This is a genomic window from Pseudomonas sp. Pseusp11 (genome assembly GCF_047304405.1).
In the GTDB taxonomy this organism is placed as follows: Bacteria; Pseudomonadota; Gammaproteobacteria; order Pseudomonadales; family Pseudomonadaceae; genus Aquipseudomonas.
The window spans coordinates 24,377-46,548 of the sequence record NZ_JBGLZF010000038.1 but is presented as its reverse complement, the minus strand read 5'-3'; the positions used below and the strand labels follow the sequence as shown (position 1 = coordinate 46,548).

19 protein-coding genes are annotated in these 22,172 nt (G+C 61.6%); 13 read left to right on the top strand and 6 right to left on the bottom strand.

Going from position 1 to position 22,172, the window contains the following annotated elements; genetic code table 11:
- The first annotated feature begins 192 nt into the window (after positions 1-192).
- Both ccoN and ACCC96_RS24270 read left to right on the top strand, forming a co-directional pair.
- Positions 193-1,620 (top strand): cytochrome-c oxidase, cbb3-type subunit I, encoded by a 1,428-nt coding sequence (ccoN, locus tag ACCC96_RS24275; RefSeq protein WP_026286424.1) that lies wholly within the window; start codon positions 193-195, stop codon positions 1,618-1,620.
- Between the two features lie 15 nt (positions 1,621-1,635).
- Positions 1,636-1,857 (top strand): cbb3-type cytochrome c oxidase subunit 3, encoded by a 222-nt coding sequence (locus ACCC96_RS24270; RefSeq protein WP_413697125.1) that lies wholly within the window; start codon positions 1,636-1,638, stop codon positions 1,855-1,857.
- A gap of 194 nt (positions 1,858-2,051) precedes the next feature.
- On the opposite strand, the gene ACCC96_RS24265 is transcribed toward ACCC96_RS24270, so the two are convergent.
- Both ACCC96_RS24265 and ACCC96_RS24260 read right to left on the bottom strand, forming a co-directional pair.
- Complete coding sequence (locus ACCC96_RS24265; RefSeq protein ID WP_413697124.1) at positions 2,052-2,546, bottom strand: hypothetical protein; 495 nt, start codon at positions 2,544-2,546, stop codon at positions 2,052-2,054.
- 70 nt (positions 2,547-2,616) lie between these two features.
- Entirely contained in the window at positions 2,617-3,393 is a 777-nt protein-coding gene (locus ACCC96_RS24260) for a helix-turn-helix domain-containing protein (protein ID WP_413697123.1), read from the bottom strand.
- Positions 3,394-3,470: 77 nt separating this feature from the next.
- Here ACCC96_RS24260 and ACCC96_RS24255 point away from each other — a divergent pair, with 77 nt between their 5' ends.
- A complete protein-coding gene (locus ACCC96_RS24255; protein ID WP_413697122.1) occupies positions 3,471-4,163 on the top strand; it encodes an aspartate/glutamate racemase family protein in 693 nt (230 codons plus the stop codon).
- A 1-nt stretch (position 4,164) separates the two neighbouring features.
- Here the strand turns inward: ACCC96_RS24255 and ACCC96_RS24250 are convergent, their stop codons facing one another.
- The 3 genes from ACCC96_RS24250 to ACCC96_RS24240 all read right to left on the bottom strand — a co-directional run bounded on the left by ACCC96_RS24250 (position 4,165) and on the right by ACCC96_RS24240 (position 6,411).
- Positions 4,165-4,683: a GNAT family N-acetyltransferase gene (locus tag ACCC96_RS24250; protein WP_018926154.1), complete on the bottom strand. Its 519-nt coding sequence runs from the start codon at positions 4,681-4,683 to the stop codon at positions 4,165-4,167.
- Between the two features lie 217 nt (positions 4,684-4,900).
- Complete coding sequence (locus ACCC96_RS24245; protein WP_413697121.1) at positions 4,901-5,878, bottom strand: LysR substrate-binding domain-containing protein; 978 nt, start codon at positions 5,876-5,878, stop codon at positions 4,901-4,903.
- A gap of 92 nt (positions 5,879-5,970) precedes the next feature.
- Positions 5,971-6,411, bottom strand: a complete 441-nt coding sequence (locus tag ACCC96_RS24240; protein WP_019579292.1) for a carboxymuconolactone decarboxylase family protein — start codon at positions 6,409-6,411, stop codon at positions 5,971-5,973.
- A gap of 207 nt (positions 6,412-6,618) precedes the next feature.
- Between ACCC96_RS24240 and ACCC96_RS24235 the strand changes: the two genes are divergently transcribed.
- The 3 genes from ACCC96_RS24235 (at position 6,619) to ACCC96_RS24225 (ending at position 9,195) form a co-directional block, all read left to right on the top strand.
- A complete protein-coding gene (locus tag ACCC96_RS24235; RefSeq protein WP_413697120.1) occupies positions 6,619-8,052 on the top strand; it encodes a PLP-dependent aminotransferase family protein in 1,434 nt (477 codons plus the stop codon).
- Between the two features lie 123 nt (positions 8,053-8,175).
- Positions 8,176-8,469 carry an antibiotic biosynthesis monooxygenase family protein gene (locus ACCC96_RS24230; RefSeq protein WP_019650029.1) on the top strand — a complete coding sequence of 98 codons (294 nt, stop codon included), beginning with the start codon at positions 8,176-8,178 and terminating at the stop codon, positions 8,467-8,469.
- A gap of 306 nt (positions 8,470-8,775) precedes the next feature.
- A complete protein-coding gene (locus ACCC96_RS24225; protein ID WP_258668633.1) occupies positions 8,776-9,195 on the top strand; it encodes a cupin domain-containing protein in 420 nt (139 codons plus the stop codon).
- 87 nt (positions 9,196-9,282) lie between these two features.
- Here ACCC96_RS24225 and ACCC96_RS24220 read toward each other — a convergent pair whose 3' ends face one another.
- Positions 9,283-14,190, bottom strand: a complete 4,908-nt coding sequence (locus ACCC96_RS24220; protein ID WP_413697119.1) for an NAD-glutamate dehydrogenase — start codon at positions 14,188-14,190, stop codon at positions 9,283-9,285.
- A 515-nt stretch (positions 14,191-14,705) separates the two neighbouring features.
- Between ACCC96_RS24220 and ACCC96_RS24215 the strand changes: the two genes are divergently transcribed.
- The 7 genes from ACCC96_RS24215 to ACCC96_RS24185 all read left to right on the top strand — a co-directional run bounded on the left by ACCC96_RS24215 (position 14,706) and on the right by ACCC96_RS24185 (position 22,125).
- Positions 14,706-15,062 carry a hypothetical protein gene (locus ACCC96_RS24215; RefSeq protein ID WP_413697118.1) on the top strand — a complete coding sequence of 119 codons (357 nt, stop codon included), beginning with the start codon at positions 14,706-14,708 and terminating at the stop codon, positions 15,060-15,062.
- Positions 15,063-15,267: 205 nt separating this feature from the next.
- Positions 15,268-16,227 carry an AAA family ATPase gene (locus ACCC96_RS24210; protein WP_007941298.1) on the top strand — a complete coding sequence of 320 codons (960 nt, stop codon included), beginning with the start codon at positions 15,268-15,270 and terminating at the stop codon, positions 16,225-16,227.
- 5 nt (positions 16,228-16,232) lie between these two features.
- The gene (locus ACCC96_RS24205) at positions 16,233-17,177 is read left to right on the top strand and encodes a DUF58 domain-containing protein (RefSeq protein ID WP_019579297.1); all 945 of its coding nucleotides are present in this window, start codon (positions 16,233-16,235) and stop codon (positions 17,175-17,177) included.
- On the top strand, positions 17,174-17,668 hold the full coding sequence (locus ACCC96_RS24200) for a DUF4381 domain-containing protein (RefSeq protein ID WP_007941296.1): 495 nt from the start codon (positions 17,174-17,176) through the stop codon (positions 17,666-17,668). Before ACCC96_RS24205 ends, ACCC96_RS24200 begins: the two co-directional genes overlap by 4 nt.
- Positions 17,661-18,755: a vWA domain-containing protein gene (locus ACCC96_RS24195; RefSeq protein ID WP_064618194.1), complete on the top strand. Its 1,095-nt coding sequence runs from the start codon at positions 17,661-17,663 to the stop codon at positions 18,753-18,755. The genes ACCC96_RS24200 and ACCC96_RS24195 overlap by 8 nt, the downstream gene beginning before the upstream one ends.
- Complete coding sequence (locus ACCC96_RS24190) at positions 18,752-20,488, top strand: tetratricopeptide repeat protein (RefSeq protein ID WP_413697117.1); 1,737 nt, start codon at positions 18,752-18,754, stop codon at positions 20,486-20,488. Before ACCC96_RS24195 ends, ACCC96_RS24190 begins: the two co-directional genes overlap by 4 nt.
- On the top strand, positions 20,485-22,125 hold the full coding sequence (locus tag ACCC96_RS24185; RefSeq protein ID WP_413697116.1) for a BatD family protein: 1,641 nt from the start codon (positions 20,485-20,487) through the stop codon (positions 22,123-22,125). The genes ACCC96_RS24190 and ACCC96_RS24185 overlap by 4 nt, the downstream gene beginning before the upstream one ends.
- Positions 22,126-22,172: the final 47 nt, after the last annotated feature.

Below are 22,172 nucleotides of genomic sequence, written 5' to 3'. Positions count from 1 at the left end.
GCGTGTTACAGATTCAGCTAAACACTAAAAAACCGTATCAGGACGCGACTGATGGCCGCAGGCGTGCCCCGCATCTGATCCGTATAAATGAAAGTTTCCTGAGACTGTTTTGTTTCCGGCAGGGTTTCTACAGTTCATCGCATGCCAGACCGGGTGGCCTGGCAAGACTTTGCAACCGTGGAAGAACTGACCATGAGCACAGCAACAATCGGACTGGCCTATAACTACAAGGTCGTCCGCCAATTCGTCGTGGCAACCGTGGTATGGGGCGTCGTCGGGATGGCAATGGGGGTATGGATCGCCTCGCAACTGGTATGGCCCGAGATGAACCTCGACCTGCCGTGGACCACCTTCGGCCGCTTGCGTCCGCTGCACACCAGCCTGGTGATTTTCGGCTTTGCCGGCAGCGCGCAATTCGCCGCCAGTTACTACGCCGTGCAGCGCACCTGCCAGGTGCGGCTGTTCTCGGACAAACTCGCTGCATTCACCTTCTGGGGCTGGCAATCGGTGATCGTGGTGATGCTGATCAGCCTGCCGCTGGGCTATACCACCACCAAGGAATACGCCGAGATCGAGTTCTCCGGCGCGGTGTGGATGACGGTGGTCTGGCTCGCCTATGCCATCGTGTTCTTCACCACTGTGGTGCGCCGCAAGACCAAACATATCTACGTCGGTAACTGGTTTTTCGGTGCGTTCATCGTGGTGATCGCCATGTTGCATGTGGTCAATCACCTGTCGATTCCGGTGGACTGGTTCAAGTCGTATCCGGTGTACTCCGGGGCCACCGACGCCATGGTGCAGTGGTGGTACGGGCACAACGCCGTAGGCTTTTTCCTCACCACCGGGTTTCTCGGGATGATGTATTACTTCGTGCCGAAACAGGTGGGTCGACCGGTGTATTCCTATCGTTTGTCGATCGTGCACTTCTGGGCGCTGATCACTCTGTATATCTGGGCTGGCCCGCACCACCTGCACTACACCGCACTGCCGGACTGGGCGCAGTCGCTGGGCATGGCGATGTCGCTGATTCTGCTGGCGCCGAGCTGGGGCGGGATGATCAACGGCATGATGACGCTGTCGGGGGCCTGGCATAAGTTGCGCACCGACCCGATCCTGCGCTTCCTCGTGCTGTCCCTGGCCTTCTACGGCATGTCGACTTTCGAAGGGCCGATGATGGCGATCAAGACGGTCAATGCCCTCTCCCACTACACCGACTGGACCATCGGCCACGTGCACGCCGGCGCCCTCGGTTGGGTGGCGATGATCACCTTCGGCGCCATCTATCACATGGTTCCGAAAGTCTTCGGCCGTACGCAAATGCACAGCGTGCCGCTGATTAACCTGCACTTCTGGCTGGCGACCATCGGCACCGTGCTGTACATCGCCTCGATGTGGGTCAACGGCATCACCCAGGGCTTGATGTGGCGCGCGATCAACGACGACGGCACGTTGACCTACTCGTTCGTCGAGGCGTTGCAGGCTAGCCATCCGGGCTTCATCGTGCGGTTTGTCGGGGGGGTGTTCTTCCTCAGCGGCATGCTGCTGATGGCTTATAACGTGTGGCGTACGGTGCGGGTTGCGGATGTGAAGATGGCAGAACTTGAAGCGCAGTATGCCTGAGGCAAGGAGCCTTACATGATCGAAATGGCATTGAATATATTGGGCGTGCTGGGGCTTTGGCTGGCGATCGAATACTGCTTGAAACACCAGACGACCGAGAGCCTGGACGATGCCAGCCTGATTCCGTTTGCCGATGATCCCGAGGTGGCGCGGCGGGTTGAACTGGCGACCGGCAAGACCGTGAAAGCGGTAGCGCCGGAAGAGCTGAAACCGGGCTGGGGCAACCTCGAAATCTGAGGTACACCCAATTCACTGTGGGAGCGGGCTTGTGGCGAGGGGGCTTGTCGGACCGCCGCACCGCCCCGTTCGAGTGCGCAGCGCTCGCAGGTTCTGGGTCCGCTGCGCGGCCCAACGGGGCGGTGCGGCGGTCCGACAAGCCCCCTCGCCACAAAAGCCCGCTCCCACAGGGTTGAGTGTCGATCACATGGACATTAGTTGCGTTCCCGGGGAATCAGGCTCTGCAGCTGCTGTGCCAGGAAATTCGCATCGAAGGCAAACGTGTCCGGGTCTTTCAGCCCATTGGTCTTGCGCCATTGCCAGGCGCTGGACGGTGGCAGGCACACCAGCGAAATACTGCCATAGCGCGCGGCGGTCAACCCCATCACGGCAAGGGAAATCTGCCCACCAACGCCCATCACATCCGGTACAAACTCCACCGGTTTGCCGGCGATAACGATGCTCAGTTTCTCGGTCTTGAACGTCGACGTCTCGACCGGCACGCTCGGCCCGGATGCGACATACGCCTCGCGGCTCACTTCCAGCAGGTTCGGCGCCAGGACCGGTGCCAGCCACTGCTGGATCTGATCGAACAACTCCCCGATGCGCGTCGCCCACACGGCCGATTGCGCCTCAAACAGTTGCTTCTTGTGCGCTTCGCTTTCTGCGTAGTGGCGAAGCATCTCGCCCAGTTGCTGTACGTCGTCCATTGCGGTGTTCCTTTGGTTGAAGCGGTGCTGCGGACTTTGAGCATGGCAGATGCGCGCTGCCGGCGTACGACTAAAAGCGCGAGCGGTACTGGCTGGGGGTCATGGCCAGGTATTTGCGAAAGGCACTGCCCATGTGGGACTGATGGGCGAAGCCGGCATCCAGAGCGATGCTGGCCAAGGGCAGAGCCGTGCGCTCGATCAGCCTGCGTGCGGCCTGAAGCCGCACTTCAATGAGGTAGGCGTGAGGCGTCAGGCCAATAGCCTGGGTGAAATCGCGCAGAAAGCGCAGTTCGTTGTGCCCATAGGTGGCAGCCAGTTGTTCCAGCGTCAGAGGTTGCTGGAACTGCTCGGCGATCTGCTCGATGACTCGGGTGAACACCTTGGGCGTGGCACGCCGCGTTGTATCGGTTATCGAACCCGCGACGCCAACCAGCGCGACGGCACATTGCTCAAGCGCCAGCAGGTCAGGCTGCGTGGCGAGCAGCTGACGCCGTATATCTCGCGCCAGGGTCAGCGCACGCCGATTGCCGCAAGATTGCATGCGGTGAGCGGCGACCGGTAACAGTTCGCTGGCGAACGGCTCATCCAGCCGCATCAACAGATACTCGCCACCGGTGGCCGATTCGGAAAACACCTCCACGCCGACCGGCGTGTACGCCAATACGCCCGGCCAGGTATCGAAATCCGTCCGCCGGTCAGAATCGATCGCGTGCACGCCTTGCTGACGCTCCAGCGTCACCCCGAGGGTTTGTGACTGTGCCGGATCCCGCGCGCTGTACGCCGCACGGGGCAATAGTTGCAGGCAGAGTCTGCCGCCCAACAGGTTCTCGCTCAGCACACCCGGCATGTGAAATTTCCTGATAGATCGGAACAAGGATCCACTGGACACTCTCCCCAAGGGTTTGCCATTCACAGGAGCACGACATGCGCACCATCGGCCTTATCGGCGGCATGAGCTGGGAGTCCAGCGCTGAGTATTACCGCCTCATCAACCAACAGGTACGCGACCGCCTCGGGCCGTTGCGTTCGGCGAAATTGCTAATGTACAGCGTCGACTTCGGCCCTGTCGAACAGGCCCAGCATGCCGGGCGCTGGGACGATGCGGCGGCGATTCTGGTGGATGCCGCGCGACGTCTGGAGGCTGGCGGCGCCGACTGCGTGGTGCTGTGTACCAACACCATGCACAAGGTGGCCGGGCAGATTCAGGCGGCGATCGACATTCCGTTCCTGCACATTGCCGACCCCGCCGGTCAGGCGGCACTGGACGTCGGTGCGCTGCGGGTGGGTTTGCTCGGTACTGCGTTCACCATGGAGCAGGATTTTCTCAAGGCGCGCCTGACGGACTGGGGCCTGACGGTGCTGGTGCCGGAGATCGAGGAGCGTCAGGCGGTGCACCGGATCATCTATGACGAGTTGTGCGTCGGGATAATCAGCGAGGCGTCGCGCCAGGTCTATCGACGGGTAATCGAATCGCTGACCGAACGCGGCGCCCAGGCGATCATCCTCGGCTGCACCGAAATCGGCCTGCTGATCAAACCCGAACATAGCGCCCTGCCCTTGCTCGACACCACCGAACTGCACGCGCAGGCGGCGGTGGCGTTTGCGTTGGGCGACTGACTCAACCTTCCTTGGGCGTGCGACGCAAGCGCGCCATGCTCAGGGTATCGACCAAGCGACCGTCACGCACGGCATAGTCGCGGAACAGGCCTTCGGTCTCGAAGCCGAATTTTCGGTACAGGCCGATGGCCGCTTCGTTGTCGGCGTACACCGAGAGTTCGACCCGTTGCAGGTTCATCCAGTTGTCGGCGACATCGAGCGCCGCCGCCAGCAGCTTCGAACCGACACCCTTGCCTTGCCAAGCCACGGCGACACCCATGCCGAAGCTGCCGGCGTGGCTGCGGCGAACTCGCGAAAACTGTTCCAGACCGATGTTGCCGATGACCGTTCCCTGGTGCAGCGCCACCAGTTTCACCGCCCGTTCGTTGTCGGCCATCAGGCGTTGGCGCCAGACCTCGGTGGACTGAAACGGCATCTGCAGCACCTGACGGGCCACAGCCGGGTCGTTGTAGAGGGCGGTGACGCCCTCGATGTGGGATTCGTTGAAGCGTTCGAGGGTAATGACGGAGTCGGCGGGCATGAATGTTTCGTCCTTGATGCGTACGTGGCCGCTTACTCTATAACGGTGCAAACCTCTGTGGCGAGGGAGCTTGCTCCCGTTGGGTTGCGAAGCAGCCCCCATTCTGAGAACCCGGTTTGTCTGATGCACCGGTTTGAATGGTTTTGGGGGTGCTACGCGCCCCAGCGGGAGCAAGCTCCCTCGCCACAAAAGTGTTCTTGCCAGAAGATCAGTCGAGCTACTCGAACCACTCCCTTCGCTCATTAAAGGTATTGTGGATCAGCTCGACGATCGCCTGCACCGCAGCTTCATTTCGGGAGTCGGCATTGATCGCCATCCACACCTGGCGCTCCATCGGTTGGCTGAAGAGCCCTGGCAATGCCACCAGCCCCCTATCGAATTGGCTCATGTAGTGCGGCAGCAAACCGATGCAGGCGCTGCAGCGGATCATCTCCAGCATCAGCTCATAGGAATGCAACTGCACCACTCCCGCCAGACGCTGCTCCACCAGACTGTTCCACGGCCCGAAGGCGCCGACCTGGCGGTCGTGTTGCCATTGCACCAGCATGAAATCGGCCAGGTCGCCCAGGCTGTCCGGGCGGGCCGCGACCCGCGAATAGCGTTTGGCGATGTGCGGCAGGTAGTCCAGCCGTGCCAGACGCCGGGGCTCGGTGATGGCGAAACTGGGGCCTGGTAACGGCGAATCTGTGCCCGCCAGCCACACCACCACATCGGCGCTGATCGCCCGCAGGGACAGTTCGCTGTCGAGGGAGATGATGTCCAGGCGCACGCTGGCGTTGCGTCGCAGCAGCGAGACCAGGTCGCGACCGAGGATGTCGTGCAGGATCGACTCGGCCACGGCCAGGCGAATCAACGGCTGTTCGATCACTGGCAAATCGCGCTCACGGGCCAAGGCCATCAACTGCGCCTGAAGCTGCAACCCGTCACGACTGAGGGCAAAGCCATTGCCCGAATGGCAGAACAGCGAGCGCTGCAGTTGTGCTTCAAGTTGCGCCAATTGTTTACGCAACTGGGTCGACTTGATGTTGAGACTGCGGGCCGCTTGCATGAAACAGCCACAGCGGGCGCTGACCCTGAAGGCCAGCAGTAACACCGGATCGATTCCGGCTATCCGAGCGTGAGAGGCGTTGCTGTGTTCTACGGGCGAACGGTACTCGGCCACGCCCTGACGCCCGGCGGATTCCATGAATGACATCGATGACTCCCTGTCGATCTGTCCTTGACCGTTTCATCCTGCTGATCGTTCATGAATCTGATGTGACAAACGGGTAAAAACCAAACCAATAATCAACTGCTGGGCGTTTGCCGAAAGCTCACCGCCAGGCGATTCCAGCTGTTGATGGCGCTGATGGCCATCGTCAGGTCGACCAGTTCCCCTTCACCGAACTGCTCCCGGGCCAGTGCATAAACATCGTCCGGCACGTGGCTTTGCGCAAGCAGGGTCACCGCTTCGGTCCAGGCCAGGGCCGCCCGCTCCCGAGGGCTGAAAAAGCCGCTGTCGCGCCAGACCACGATTGCATACAGCCGCCGATCGGTCTCGCCGATACGACGTGCATCCACCGAGTGCATGTCCGTGCAGAAGGCGCAGCCATTGAGCTGCGAGGCGCGGATCTTGATCAGGTTCAGCAACGCCGGTTCGATGCTCAGATCACGGGTCAAGGCCTCCATGGCGATCATGGCTTTCATCGCCTTGGGCGATGCGCTGTAGTAATCCAGGCGAACGGTCATGGCGGCGGCCTCGTGGCGCGAATCGGTATCTCCACGTTAGGCGCTGATGCACGAGCGTTACAGAGCCAATTCAGCGAAAAAGCCATGGACCGCCCGACAGAAGACCAATTGCCGGTTTTTCGCCCACACAACTTCTGTGCAGTCACTCATGCAGGTAATCTGGCGCGACGCACAGTCGCCTCACAATCGCCCAGGAGCCCCGCCGGTATGGAACTTCACGTTGTCATCAACGGCCGCAAGGATCTGGCAGGCCAGCTGTACCGGCAACTGCGCAGCGCCATTGAATCCGGGCGCCTGGCAGCCGGCACGCAGCTGCCGCCCAGCCGTTTGCTGGCCGAACAACTGGGGATTTCGCGCAAGACCATTTCCGACACCTATGCGCAACTGACCTACGAAAACTTCCTCACCGGGGTGATCGGCAAAGGCACCTACGTCAATGCCCGGGCGGCAAAAGTCGTCCGTAAACAGAGCCATTCGGAATTGGCCAGCTTCGATGTCATCGAGAGCTGGCGCAAGTTGCCGACGTTCTTGCGCCACCCGACGCTGGAAGGCTCGCTGCGCTACGACTTTATCGGTGGTGCAACCAGCAAGGGCCAGTTTCCGCAGGACGACTGGCGCCGTTGTACCTCCCATGCCTTGCGTCAGATCGCCGGTTCCAAGGGTTTCTACAGCCAGCCCGAAGGCCTGCCGGCGTTGCGCAATGCAATCGCACAGCACATCGCATTTTCCCGCGGGGTCAATTGTCAGGACGAAGACGTGGTGGTGTGCAATGGCGCGCAGCAAGCGCTGGACCTGATTTCCCGAGTGTTGACCCAACCGGGCAGCCTCGTGGCCATGGAAGACCCCGGTTACCCGCCGGCGCGCCTGTTGTTCGGGACTCATGGCGCAACAGTGGTCGGCGTGCCAGTCGATGCGCAAGGCATCCAGGTCGAGCACATTCCCGACGGCACGCGACTGATTTATGTCACCCCCTCGCACCAGTTCCCCTTGGGCATGCCCATGAGCCACGAGCGTCGGGTGGCGCTGCTGGAGCGGGCCCACGAACTGGGGGCGATCATCATCGAGGACGATTACGACAGCGAGTTCCGCTATGAAGGCCGGCCCACCGACTCGCTGCAAAGCCTGGATGAACGCGGCATCGTCGCCTACGTCGGCACCTTCTCGAAGACCCTGTTGCCGGAGTTGCGGCTGGGGTACGCGATTTTGCCGCCGGCGATTCTCGAAGCGGTGATCAGCGCCAAGCAGCTCACCGACCGGCACACCTCCACCCTGCCCCAATGGGCGCTGGCCAAGTTTATCGCCGAGGGCTGTCTGCTCAAGCACATCCGGCGTTGCCATACGATTTACGCCGGGCGCCGCGAACGGATCCTGGCGCGGATGGCGGGCGACCTTTCGCCATGGTTCGAAGCGGTGCCGACCACAGCCGGGTTTCACATGGCGGTACTGTGCAAGGTGCCGGTCGATATTCCATTGGTGATCGAACTCGCGAAAAAAGTCGAAGTGGGGCTCTATACCCTGGACGACTTTTTTTACCAGCAAACGCCACGGGCCGGGCTTTTCCTGGGGTTCGGGGCGATCGAAACCCTGGACATCGACATCGCCCTGGACCGTTTGCGGGACATTTTGCAGCAGGTTGGTTGAGGGATTGGTCTGCGGTTTTATCCGGTGATTGGCTATTGGCGGCCCAAGGGGGCAGGCCTATCCTGCATGGGCGTTATCCCTCAATGAGCAGGATTCGTCCGGCCTGATTCAGGAGTGTGAGTAATGTCCAACCAAGTGTTCAACACCGTAAAGATACGAGCTGCCGCCGGTCGCTCGGACGAACTGGGCAAACAACTGCAAAAGATTGTCGACACCCTGCGCGAACTTCCGGGGTGTGACGGCTATATGGTCGACCGCTGCCCCGAGGACGACACCCGCTGGACGGTCAGCGCCCACTGGCAATCGGAAGCGGCGATGCAAGCGCACTTCAACCGCCCCGAAGTGCAAGGTTTTATCGGCCTGATCGACAGCCGGTTGGCCAATGCCGTCGACTTCAACAGCTTTCCTATCGTTTGAAACAAGATCAAAAGATCGCAACCCCGATAGCAGCTTGCGTTCGCTTGTAGCAGCTGTCGAGCTTGCGAGGCTGCGTTCGGCTGCGAAGCAGTCGTCAAACCAGAGCTTGCGGTACGTCAGGCAGACCGTGTCAGCCGGACTCACGACTGCTTCGCAGCCGAACGCAGCCTCGCAGGCTCGACAGCTGCTACGGGTAATGTAGCCTCGGTGATTGGTCCCCTGATCTTCCGGAAAATTGGCCGTTTGATTAGCCGATAGCGCCGCTTACTGTGGTCCCTGACGACTCACCACCACAGGTAATCAACCATGAATGCGCTTCGCTTTTTTGCTGCCTCTTTCGCCGCCCTGACGCTAACCGTTTCAGCCTCGGTATTCGCCCACGAAACTGCCGCCCCTTCGGAAAATGTCACCATCCTGCAAGACCAGATGCTGAAAAACGCACCCGGCAAAAAAGCCTTGATGATCGAAGTCGATTACCAGCCGGGCCAATCTTCCATTGCCCATAAACACCAGGGTACGGCCATGGCCTACGTGCTGTCGGGGGAGATCACTTCTCAAGTCAAAGGCGAAAAAGCGACCACCTACAAGGCTGGCGAATTCTGGTACGAACCGGCCGGGTCTGAACATCTGGTGTCGAAAAACGCCAGCGCTACCCAACCCGCCAAGCTGTTGGTGTTCATGGTGTTGGCCCCGGATGAGAAAGTGCTGATTCCTTTGGAAAACTGATAGCTGAGGCCATCAGCCACCACAAAATCTTCAGGCATAAAAAAGCCCCGCCTCTTTCGAGAGCGGGGCTTTTTCATTCAGCGCTTATCAGGCCGCCGGCTCCAGCTCGGCGTCTGCGCTGCTAGTGACAGCCGCAGGCACCACCGCTTGACCGCTCAACGCCACATCCAGCAATTCACGGTTGGCCACCGCGTACATGGCGTAGTCAGTGCCGCTGGCGGCACGGATTTCCACCAGCATGGCGCGCCAGCGTTCGATCATGCCTTCGTTCTGCTCCATCCACAGCTCCAGGCGTGTTTCCACGTCCTGGGTGCCGTCGCCCTGTTGCAGGACCGAGATGGTGATCGCACGTTGTTGCCAGTCGACGTCATCGCGGAACGCTTCACGGGCCAGGGCTTGCCAGTTGTTTTCAACCGGCAGGGCGCTGATCTGTTGCAGGTACCAGGTGATGTCCAGCGCACTGCCCACGGCGAAGTAGGCCTTGGCCACATCTGCTGGATCCTGGCCGGTCACGTCGGAGGCTTCGATGATCGGCAGCAGGGTGTACAGGTGCGTGGTGCCAGCCACCATGCGTGCCAGCAACTCCGGCACACCGGCTTCGACGTACGCCTGATAGCGAGCCTGCCAGGTGTCGCGAATCTCGCCACTGAGCAGTTCGTCAAGCTTGAGGCCCAACTCCTTCAGGTGCGGACCGAAATGCGCGACGTCACGGGCGGCGTTCTGCTCGTTGCGGCGGGCACGCAGGAACCAGCGCGTAGCGCGACGGCCCAGACGCATCAGCTCGTCCATCAGCTCCAGTTGCACATCAGCGGAGACCAGGTAGTCCAGGGACTCGATCTGACGGAACCAGTGCGGGAGGTGGAAAATGTCACGCACGATCACATAAGCACCGGCCACGTTCGCCGGGCTCATGCCGGTCGACTCTTTGAGCCGTTGAACGAAGGTGATGCCCATGTGGTTGACCAGATCGTTGGCGATCTGGGTGCTGACGATTTCGCGCTTCAGACGGTGACGGCGCATGGCGGAAGAGAACTTGCTGACCAGCGTCGGCGGGAAAGCGGTTTCCATGTCGCGGGTCAGGTAGTCGTCGTCCGGCACCAGGGAGCCCAGCAACTGCTCCTTGAGGTCGATCTTGCTGTAGGAGATCAGCACCGACAGCTCGGCACGGGTCAGGCCATGGCCTGCCGCGACGCGCTCGTTGATCGCATCTTCCGACGGCAGGAACTCGATGGCGCGATCCAGCTTGCCACGGGCTTCCAGATCGTTCATCAGGCGCTTGTATTCAGCGATCCGTGGCAAGGCACGACGGGCCGCCAGCGACAATGCCTGGGTCTGCTTGTAGTTGTTGCCCAACACCAGGCCACCGACTTCGTCGGTCATGCTCGCCAGCAACTGGTTACGTTGCTTGTCGGTCATGTCGCCGGCCTGAACCACTTCGTTCAGCAGGATCTTGATGTTCACTTCGTGGTCGGAGCAGTCCACGCCACCGGCGTTGTCAATGAAGTCGGTGTTGGAACCGCCGCCATTGAGGCCGAACTCGACGCGACCCAGCTGAGTCATACCGAGGTTACCGCCCTCGCCCACAACCTTGCAGCGCAGTTCGTTACCGTTCACGCGCAGTGCATCGTTGGCCTTGTCGCCGACATCGGCGTGGCTTTCGCTGCTGGCTTTGACGTACGTGCCGATACCGCCGTTCCACAACAGGTCTACCGGTGCCTTGAGCAAGGCATTGAGCAGTTCGGTCGGGGTCAGCTTGTCGGCCTGAATGTCGAAGCGCTCTTTCATCTGCTCGGAGATGGCAATGCTCTTCGCGCTACGGGAGAAGATCCCGCCGCCTTCGGACATGATGCTGGTGTCGTAATCCGACCAGGCCGAACGCGGCAGGTCGAACAGGCGCTGACGCTCGGCGAAGCTGCTGGCAGGCTCCGGGTTCGGGTCGATGAAGATGTGCAGGTGGTTGAAGGCTGCGACCAGTTGCAGCTTGTCGGACATCAGCAAGCCGTTACCGAACACGTCACCGGCCATGTCGCCGACGCCCACCACGGTGATGCTGTCTTCCTGGACGTTGATGCCGCGTTCGCGGAAGTGGCGTTGTACGCCGACCCACGCGCCCTTGGCGGTGATACCCATTTTCTTGTGGTCGTAACCGGCGGAACCGCCAGATGCGAACGCGTCGCCGAGCCAGAAGCCGTAGTCGATGGCGATACCGTTGGCGATGTCGGAGAAGGTCGCAGTGCCCTTGTCCGCTGCTACCACCAGGTACGGGTCATCGTCGTCATGACGCACGACGTTGGCCGGCGGTACCAGCGCGCCGTCTTTCAGGTTGTCGGTGATGTCCAACAGGCCCGAGATGAAGATGCGGTAGCAGGCGATGCCCTCGGCCGCGATCTCGTCACGGCTGCCGCCCAGTGGCAGGCGACGCGGCAGGAAGCCGCCCTTCGCACCTACCGGTACGATGACCGAGTTCTTCACTTGCTGGGCTTTTACCAGGCCCAGGACTTCGGTACGGAAGTCTTCTTCACGGTCGGACCAGCGCAGACCGCCGCGAGCCACGTTGCCGAAGCGCAGGTGCACGCCTTCGACGCGCGGCGAGTAAACGAAGATTTCGAACTTCGGAACCGGCTTCGGCAGCTCTGGAATCTGGTGCGGGTTGAACTTGAAGCTGAAGTAGGACTTGTTCTGACCGTGTGCATCGGTCTGGTAGAAGTTGGTCCGCAGGGTCGCCTTGATCAGGTCCAGGTAACGACGCAGGATGCGGTCTTCGTTGAGCACCTGAACATCGTCCAGTGCGCTCAGAATCGCGTGTTCCAGGCGTTGTTGCTTGTCTTCCAGATCGTCACTGGCCAGCTTGCGCGCCAGGTAGAAACGGGTCTTGAACAACCGGGTCAACTCGCGAGCGATGTCGGTGTGGTTGTTCAGGGTGCTGGCGATGTAACCCAGGTCGAAGCCCAGACGGATCTGCTTCATATAACGGGCATAGGCACGCAGCAGCGCCACGTCGCGCCATGGCAGGCCGGCGGTCAGCACCAGACGGTTGAAGGCATCGTTCTCGGCATCGCCACGCACGATGTGGACGAAAGCGTCCTGCAAGGTGTCGTTGAGTTGCTGGATGTCGAGTTCCAGGCCTTCGGCAGCCGTGAACGCGAAGTCGTGAATCCAGAACTCGCGGCCGCTGTTGTGGCGCAGGCGATACGGGAATTCACCCAGCACGCGCAGGCCGAGGTTTTCCAGGATCGGCAGCACGTCGGACAGTGCCAGCGGGGTATCGGCGTGATACAGCTTGCAGTGCAGCATGCGCTGACCGGAAACCTGGGCCAGCGGCTGATAGAAGCTCATCACCAGCGGATTTTTTTCGCTCAGGCTCAGCAGGTGCTGCATGTCGACCACTGCAGAGTGGGCGGCGAAACGCTCGCGGTAACCGGCCGGGAAGCCTTTCGGGAAGTCGGCCAGCACGTTGGTGCCCTGGGCTTCGCCGAAGCTTTCGACCACCAGGCTCGCGTAGTCGTCCTGCCAGCTGCGGCAGGCTTGTACCACTTCTTTTTCCAGCAGAACCGGGTCGATGTCCAGACGGTTCTTCGGATCGACCCGCAGAATCAGCTGCACACGGGCCAGCACGGACTCGGAGAAGAAGGTCCAGAACTCGCAGTCGGTGGCTTTCAGGCGATCCATCAGCACTTGCTGGATCTTCTGGCGCACTTCGGTGGAGTAGATGTCACGCGGCACGTAGGCCAGGCAGTAGCAGAAACGGCCGTACGGGTCTTTGCGCAGGAATACGCGGATCTTGTTGCGTTCCTGGATCTGCACGATCGACATCACGGTGGCGAACAACTCGTCCACCGGCGTCTGGAACAGGTCATCGCGAGGCAACACTTCAAGCACCTGGGCCAGTTCCTTGCCCAAGTGAGCCTTGGCCTGGAAGCCCGAACGCTGCTCGATGATCTCGACCTTGCGACGGATGTAAGGAATGACCCGCACGCTTTCGCCATACACCGACGAGGTGTACAGGCCCATGAAGCGGCATTCCTTGATGACGTTGCCATTGGCATCGATCTGGCGGATCGACACGTAGTCCGGGTACGCCGGACGGTGCACACGGCTTGGATGCGCAGCCTTGGCGAACGACAGCGGCGTCGGTTCACGCAGGTAGTTGACGGCGTAGTCTTCGATGCGCAGGTCATCGACGGTCAGGCCGGCGCGCAGCAGCTTGGTCAGGCCGAGGAACGAGCTCTGGTCATAGTCGATGTGACCGCCGTTCTGATCCTCGCCCACCACGAACTCTTCGTAGCCCAGGAAGGTGAAGTGGTTGCCCACCAGCCATTCCAGGAAGCTCTTGATTTCGGATTTTTCTTCGGCGTCGATGGCGAACTGGCTATTGTCGATGCCTTCGATCAGCTCCTGGACCTTGGCTTTCATCGGTTCGAAATCGGCGACCGCAACGCGGACTTCACCGAGAACCTGCTCCAGCTCTTTGGTCAGGACATTCAATTCGGCCGTGTTGGCGCAACGGTCGATTTCCAGGTACATCAGCGATTCTTGCAGAATGCCTTCGCCCTGGGTGCCCTTCGGCAGGATTTCCAGTAGCTCGCCCTTGCTGCCGCGACGCACGCTCAGCACAGTGGTTTGCAGGGTATGAATGCTGTAGCCGCGACGGTTCAGCTCGGTACGCACCGAATCCACCAGGAATGGCAGATCGTGGTGCAGCACTTCGACCGCGGTGTGGGTCGACTGCCAGCCGTGGCGTTCGTAATCGGGGTTGTAGACACGCACTTGCGATTGAGCGTGATCAAAGCGCTCAAGCAGGCGCCATGCAGAAAGGGTGCAACCGGCGAGGTCGGACAGCCGACGCTGAGTCAGCTCGTCGAGGGAAATAATGCCGAAAAATTGTTCGGCGAACAGCGCCACTTGTGGCAGTGCCTGTTCACTGATGTGCTGCGCCAGTGCCGCTTGCAGTTGGTGCTGGAAGTCGGCTTTGCTGGCTGCGGTGAAGAACGCCATCTGTGGTACTCCGCTTGGGCTTGTTATTGATGGAAGCGTCGCGTGCAAAACCCCTTTCGGGGCAATCCGTCACCCTGTTCCTGATTCTCGGGCAGAGGAAACAGGACGACAGTTGGGTGAAGCTGGACGAGACACTCAGGTCACATTCACCTTCCATTGAATGGGCATCTGCAAAAACGACTGTCGGGGCTACCATTGAGCCATTGACAATGCCTTTACGGGTGCTCATCCGTTGCGCAGCTTAACCAGTGCGGCAAGGGCCGTGCTTGCAGCGCTGCGACATATTCGGTCATCGGCACGTAACTCGCGGCATGCGCCTCGAACAACACTAGCAGCCGTGCAGAAAAATGGGCGTTTTATGCCCGGATTTACGGCACCTTCGTCCCAGAAATGACTCGAGATGCATCGGATGTTCACGACACATCCTCTGACACTCAGCCAAGCAGAAATTCCCGAGGGCTGGCAGAATTGTCGTTTGTTGTGTTCACAACGCTCGCCGAGCCAGGATTTTCCCCATGCAAATGACAACCGACCTTTTGATCGTCAACCCGTGCGATGACGAAGAAGACAATCTGGCCATGCTCTGCTGCAACAGTGCCGAGGGCGAAATGTTCCTGATGAGCCGCTTTCCGGACGAGGACGAGCTGGAGATCATCTTCCACGACAAGCCTTCGGCCCTGGATGGCGTGAAAGTCACCCTCAGCCCTGACCGCCTGCTGATCGAAATCGCCGCCGTGGACGCCGATGCGCTGGATGGCAACGATTCGCTGGAAATCCTGCACAGTACCGATGCCAGCGACCTGGCGGAGGTGGAAGAAACCTTGCAGAACATCCTCAAGGGGATTGGTACCTATATAAGCGAGTTGGCCTGATAGGTCGCTAAAAGATCGCAGCCTTCGGCAGCTCCTACGCGCCTGTGGGCGCCGCCGAAGGCTGCGATCTTTTGATCTTCCCTGATACCCCACACATTTCTACAAAATGCCGTTAGTCGGCGCCCCCCGCGATGGATTAAAGTAACGCCCCCAGCCCTGGCGTTATTCGAACGTCTTCGGTCACCCTTTCCAGGAACAGTCATCGATGGAACATCGTGAAGCGCTGCTCGCGCTGCGAACCTTTCTTTCAACGCAGATTCTCGGCCAGGAAAAACTCATTGAGCGCTTGCTCATCGCCTTGCTCGCCGACGGTCACATGCTGGTCGAGGGCGCCCCGGGGCTGGCCAAGACCAAGGCCATCAAAGAACTCGCCGAAGGCATCGAAGCACAGTTCCATCGCATCCAGTTCACCCCCGACCTGCTGCCGGCCGACATCACCGGCACGGAAATCTATCGCCCGGAAACCGGCAGCTTCGTGTTCCAGCAAGGCCCGATCTTCCATAACCTGGTGCTGGCGGACGAAATCAACCGTGCCCCGGCCAAGGTCCAGTCGGCCCTGCTCGAAGCCATGGGCGAACGCCAGGTCAGCGTCGGGCGCAGCACCTACGAGCTGTCGCCGCTGTTTCTGGTCATGGCCACGCAAAACCCCATCGAGCAGGAAGGCACCTACCCGTTGCCCGAAGCCCAGCTCGACCGGTTCCTGATGCACGTGAAAATCGGCTTCCCCGACGCCACCGTCGAACGACGGATTCTGCAACAGGCCCGTGGCGAAGCACTGCACGGCGAAACCAAACCTGAACGCCGGGTCAGCCAGCAGGCGATCTTCGCCGCGCGCAAGGAAATCCTCGGCTTGTACATGGCCGACGCCGTGGAGGAATACCTGGTACAACTGGTCATGGCCACGCGGATCCCGGCCAAGTTCGACCCGGAAATGGCCGAATGGATCGCCTACGGCGCCAGTCCACGCGGCTCCATCGCCCTCGACCGTTGCGCCCGGGCCCACGCCTGGCTGGCCGGTCGCGACTTCGTCAGCCCCGAAGACATTCAAGCGGTGCTGTTCGATGTGTTGCGTCACCGCATCATTCTTTCCTTTGAAGCCGAAGCCGCTGGCATCGACCAGGACCGGGTGGTCCAGCGGATTCTCGACGTCGTAGCCGTCGCTTGACCCCGATGAACACCCTTCTGCCGCCCGAGCCGGGCATCCGCATCAGCCTCGCCGAGCTGATCGAGATGCGCCATCGCGTGCGCGAAGTACAGCTGTTTTCCACGCCGAGCCAGCGCAGCCCGCTGATCGGCCTGCACCACTCCAAACTGCGCGGGCGCGGGGTGGACTTCGATCAAGTGCGGGTCTATCAGGCCGGCGATGATGTGCGCAGCATCGACTGGCGCGTCACCGCCCGGACCCAGGAACCGCACACCAAGCTGTTCCATGAGGAGCGCGAACGACCGATTTTCATCATGGTTGAACAGAGCCGTCGGCTGTTTTTCGGCTCCGGGTTGATGTTCAAGTCGGTGCTGGCCGCCCAGGCCGCGAGCCTGATTGGCTGGGCCGCGCTGGGGCATAACGACCGGGTCGGCGGGCTGGTGTTCGGCGACAACGAGCATTACGAAATCAAGCCGCGACGCAGTAAGCAGAGCCTGCTGCAACTGCTCAACCGGCTGGTGCGGGTCAATCAGTCGCTGCACACCGAACGCGAGCCGGACCGCGACGCCTTCGGCATTGCCCTGCGCCGCGCCCGGGAAGTGCTGCGCCCCGGCAGCCTGGTGATCGTGATCTGCGACGAACGCGCCCTGTCCGACAGTGCCGAACAACAGCTGAGCCTGTTGTCGCGCCATTGCGACCTGTTGCTGCTGCCGGTGTCCGACCCGCTGGATCACGCCCTGCCCGCCGCCGGCCTGCTTCGTTTTGCCGAACACGGCGCGCAACTGGAACTCGACACCTTGAATTTCGACCTGCGCCAGGCCTATCGCGCCCAAGCGGAAGCACGCATCGCCCGCTGGGAGCTGCTGGCGCAGAAGCTGCGGGTGTTGCTGATGCCGTTGAGCACCCAAAGCGAGATGGTTGAGCAATTGCGCGAATACCTGAACCCACAACGTCCGGGGAAAGGTCGATGAGCAGCCTCGATCAACTGCAACCGTTGATTTCCCCGCCACCGATCGGTTTCTGGCCGCCGGCACCGGGCTGGTGGCTGCTGCTGTTGTTGCTGCCGCTGATCGGTTTCGGCGTATGGCAGTTGCGACGCTTCATTCCGGACAAGCGCCCGATCGTCCGTGCCGAACAACCGCTGGACCCGGTGCGCCTCGCCGCCCTGGCCGAACTCGCGTTGATGCCCAAACCCTACGACGGCGCCCCGGCCGGTGCCTGGCTGCAGCAACTCAATGGCTTGCTCAAACGCCTGTGCCGCAACCACTACCCCTATAGCCAGAGCCACACCCTCAACGGGCGCCAATGGCTGGCGTTCCTTGATAACCGCTGCCCGGCTGCCGGCCTCACTCGCTGGATGGTGCTGGTGGAAGGTGCCTACAAGCCCGAATGCAAACTCGACGACAAGGCCATCGCTGGCCTGACTCAAGCCGTCGACACCTGGATTCGCAAACATGTTTGAGTTCGCCTGGCCGTGGATTTTCGCCCTGCTGCCGCTGCCATGGCTGATGCGGGTGCTGTTGCCGGTGGCCGACAGTGGCGAACCGGCGCTCAAGGTCAGCTTCCTCAGCGACCTCGAAGGCCTCGCTCGCCGCCGCGCCCGTGCCAACCTGCCGACCTGGCGCCAGCAAGCCCCGTTCATTCTGATGTGGCTGTTGCTGCTGATCGCCGCAGCGCGCCCGCAATGGCTCGGCGAACCGCTACCGATTGCCGCCAGTGGCCGCGATTTGCTGGTGGCGGTGGACGTCTCCGGCTCGATGGACTTCCCCGACATGCAGTGGCAGGACGAAGACGTCAGCCGACTGTCACTGGTGCAGCATTTGCTCGGTGATTTTCTCGAAAGTCGCGATGGCGACCGGGTCGGGTTGATCCTGTTCGGCAGCCAGGCCTATCTGCAAGCACCGCTGACCTTCGACCGCCATACCGTGCGTGTCTGGCTCGACGAAGCGCGAATCGGCATCGCCGGCAAGAACACCGCCATCGGCGACGCCATCGGCCTGGCCCTCAAACGCCTGCGCCAACGCCCGGCACAAAGCCGCGTACTGATTCTGGTCACCGACGGTGCCAACAATGGCGGCGAAATCGATCCGCTGACCGCCGCACGCCTGGCGGCGAATGAAGGCGTAAAAATCTACCCGATCGGCATTGGCGCCGACCCGGAACAAAGCGGCACCCTGGGCTTCCTGGGAATCAACCCGAGCCTGGACCTCGACGAGCCGGCCTTGAAAGCCATTGCCCAAGCCACCGGAGGCCAGTATTTCCGCGCCCGCGACGGCCAGGAATTGCAGGCGATCAAGACCACCCTCGACAAACTGGAACCGGTGGCCCAGCAACCTACGCAGGCCCGTCCGGCCCAGGCGTTGTATCACTGGCCGCTGGCGATGGCGCTGCTGTTGAGCATGCTGCTGGTGATCCGTGAGCGCTGGCCGGATAACCCGTTGCAACGTCTATTCACCAAGAAGCTGTTTACCAAAGAGCGGTTTCTGCATACGCAACTGCCCGACTGGCGTCAGCGCCTCAAACGCCTGCGTCTGCGGAGGCGCCGATGATCGCTCTCTGGCCATACTGGTTCCGCCCTTGGTGGCTGCTATTGCTGCCGTTGCTGGGCTGGTTGCTCTGGCAACTCTGGCACCGGCAGAAGCGCGCGGGTCGCTGGCAAATGATTCTGCCACCGGCCTTCCATGCCGCGTTGCTCAGTGGTGGCAGCGGTCGCGAGAGCAAACTGCCGTGGGTCGCCCTGGGCCTGGCCTGGGTGCTGACCGTGCTGGCTCTGCTGGGGCCGAGCTGGCAACGCGTCGAACAAACCGGCCAGAAACCCGCTGACCCGCTGGTGGTGTTGCTTGAGTTGACCCCGGAAATGCTCGCCACCGACGTTGCGCCAAACCGGCTGGAACAGGCCCGGCGCAAACTGCTGGATCTGCTGCAAAACCGCAGCGACGCGCAGACCGCCATCGTCGTCTACGCCGGCAGCGCCCACACGCTGGTGCCACTGTCGGACGACCTGTCGACCAGCCGCAATCTTTTGGATGCACTCAAGCCGTCACTGATGCCCCAGGCCGGTCATCGCGCCGATCTGGCGGTGGCCAAGGCCCTGACGCTGCTGGATCGGGGTGCCCTCGGCCAGGGACGGATCCTGCTGATCGGTTCGTCGCTGACGGAACACGAACGCCAAGGGATTCGTCAGGCGCTGGACGCCAAGTCCACACAATTTCTGATGCTCGGCATCGGTACCGCCGAAGGTGCGCCGGTCGCGCAGGACGACGGCAGTTTCCTCAAGGACGATCAGGGCGCGATTCTGGTGCCGCATCTGGACGGCCCCAGCCTGAAAGCCTTTGCCAATGGCCTGGGTGGACGTTACGCCCAGGCACGCCTGGACGATGCCGACCTGCGCGACCTCGGCCTGCTCGACGGCCCACGGGACCTGCGTAACGACGGCCAGACGTTGCGCCTCGACACCTGGGCCGATCAAGGCTACTGGCTGCTGCTGCCATTGTTGTTGCTGGCCGCCTGTGCCGGGCGTCGCGGCTGGCTGTTCTGCTTGCCGCTGCTGTTCCTGCTGCCGCAACCGAGTTACGCCTTCGATTTCGAAGACCTGTGGCTGCGGCCCGATCAGCAGGGTTTGCACTTGCTCAAACAAAAGCGCCCTGCCGAAGCCGCGCAGCATTTCGAAGACCCGCAATGGCAAGGTGTGGCGCTCTATGAAGCCGGCGACTACAGTGGCGCCGCCCAGCGGTTTGCCCAAGGCAACGACGCCCACGCCCACTACAATCGGGGTAACGCGCTGGCCAAGAGCGGCGAACTGGAAGCAGCGCTGGACGCTTATGAGCAAGCGCTGGAACTTCAGCCAGACCTGCGCCCGGCGCTGACCAACAAGGCTCTGGTGGAAACGCTGCTCAAGCAGAAAACCGCTACATCGCCCGTCGAGCCGGACAAAACCGCCGAGGGCGAAACCGAAACCATGCCTCAGGAACCGCCACCGGGCAGCGCCACCCAGCCGAGCGATGGCGAGCCGAAAACCGATGCCCAACAGGCCACGCCGGACGCCGAGCAGCCGCCCACGGCACCACCGCAACCGGGCGCCAATGAAGTTCCGGGCAGCGAATTGGGGGATGAACAAAGCACCACGCCACCACGGCGCCCCGCCAGCGACATGCTCGAAGGCGAACAGCAACAGGCGTTGGAGCAATGGCTGCGCAAGATCCCGGATGATCCCGGCGAACTGCTCAGGCGCAAATTCTGGTACGAACAGCAACAACATCAGGATCAGGGAAAAACTCGATGACCCGCTTCACCGCCTTCTTGCTTGCACTGCTTTTCTGGACCGCTCAGGCCCAGGCTGCGGGACTGGTCGCCAGTGTCGATCGCAGTCGCCTGAATTCCGGGGAGACGGTCGAACTGACTCTGGAATCCAGCGACGTGACCCAGTTCGGCAAACCCGACCTGACTCCGCTGGAGCCGCAGTTCGAGGTGCGCGGTACCCGTCAAGTCAACCAACCGAACACCCTCAACGGCAACACTCAAGCGACCACCCGCTGGATCATCACCCTGCTGCCCCGGCAGAACGGCAGTGTGGTGATTCCGTCACTGCAACTGGGCGAGGCGCAGAGCCAACCGATTACCGTGCAGGTGATCGAAAGCGAAACCCAGGACAGCAGCAACACGCTAGCGCCGGTGTTCATCGAAACCAGCCTCGACCAGAACAGCGTCTATGTGCAGGCTCAGGCGATCCTGACCTTGCGCATTTATCATTCGGTGTCGCTGTACGACGACAGCAGCCTGACCCCGTTGCAGATTCCCGATGCGCGCATCGAACAACTGGGCGAGTCGCGCACCTACGAGAAAGCGATCAACGGTTTGCGCCACGGCGTGATCGAAATGCGCTACGCGATCTACCCACAGCACAGCGGTGTATTGACCATTCCGGCGCAGGTATTCAGTGCCACACTGGTCGATGCCCAACCGTCCCAGGACGGATCGCCCCAGGGGCCAAAACCGGGCAAATTGATGCGCGTCAGTTCCACCGAGATTCCGCTGACGGTCAAGGCCAAGCCCGGCAGTTATCCAGCCGATGCTCCCTGGCTGCCGGCCCGCAGCCTGAGCCTGAGTGAAAGCTGGAGCCCGGAACCGGATCATGCGCAGGTCGGCGACTCGCTGACCCGCAGCCTGACCTTGAGCGCCGAAGGCCTCGCCAGTTCTCAACTGCCACCATTGCCCGCCACCGAGATCAACGGCCTGCGGCGCTACCCGGATCAACCGGTGCTGAGCAACCAGAGCGGGGAGCGTGGCTTGGTCGGCAGTCGCGAGGACCGTGAAGCCCTGGTTCCGATCCGCACCGGCGACATCGACTTGCCGAGCGTTGAAGTAGTCTGGTGGAACACCTTCGAGGATCATCTGGAACACAGCAGCCTGCCGGCCCGCACGCTGCAAGTGGCGAGCAATCCGAGCCTGATCGTCGACGCCCCGGCGAGCAGCCCGCTGGTGATGTCCGGCGCCAGCAACGAAGCCCTTTGGTGGTGGAAACTCAGCACGGCAATTCTGGCCTGTACCACCCTGCTGGGCTTCGGCCTCTGGTGGCGCGCCCGCTCGCAACCGGCAGTCCTGCGGGCAGCGCAGACCGGCCCGAGCCCACGCACGCTGCTCGACGACCTCAAACGCACCTGCCAGGCCAACGATACCCACGCCACCCGCCAGGCCCTCGACGCCTGGGCCCGGCAACAACCGGAAACCCTGGCCGACATGGCCGCCCGCTTCGTGCCGCTGTCCGATGCCCTCGACGGCCTGAACGGCGCGCTCTACAGCGAAACCGGCCAGTACTGGCAAGGCGAAGAACTCTGGCGCGCCATCCGGGCGATCCCGACGGCCGAAGGGGTTCAAGGCGTGGTCGGCGACAGCGGGTTGCCGCCGCTTTATCCTAAATAGTCCCGACCAATGGGATGAAGGGGCTTTTGTGGCGAGGGGGCTTGCCC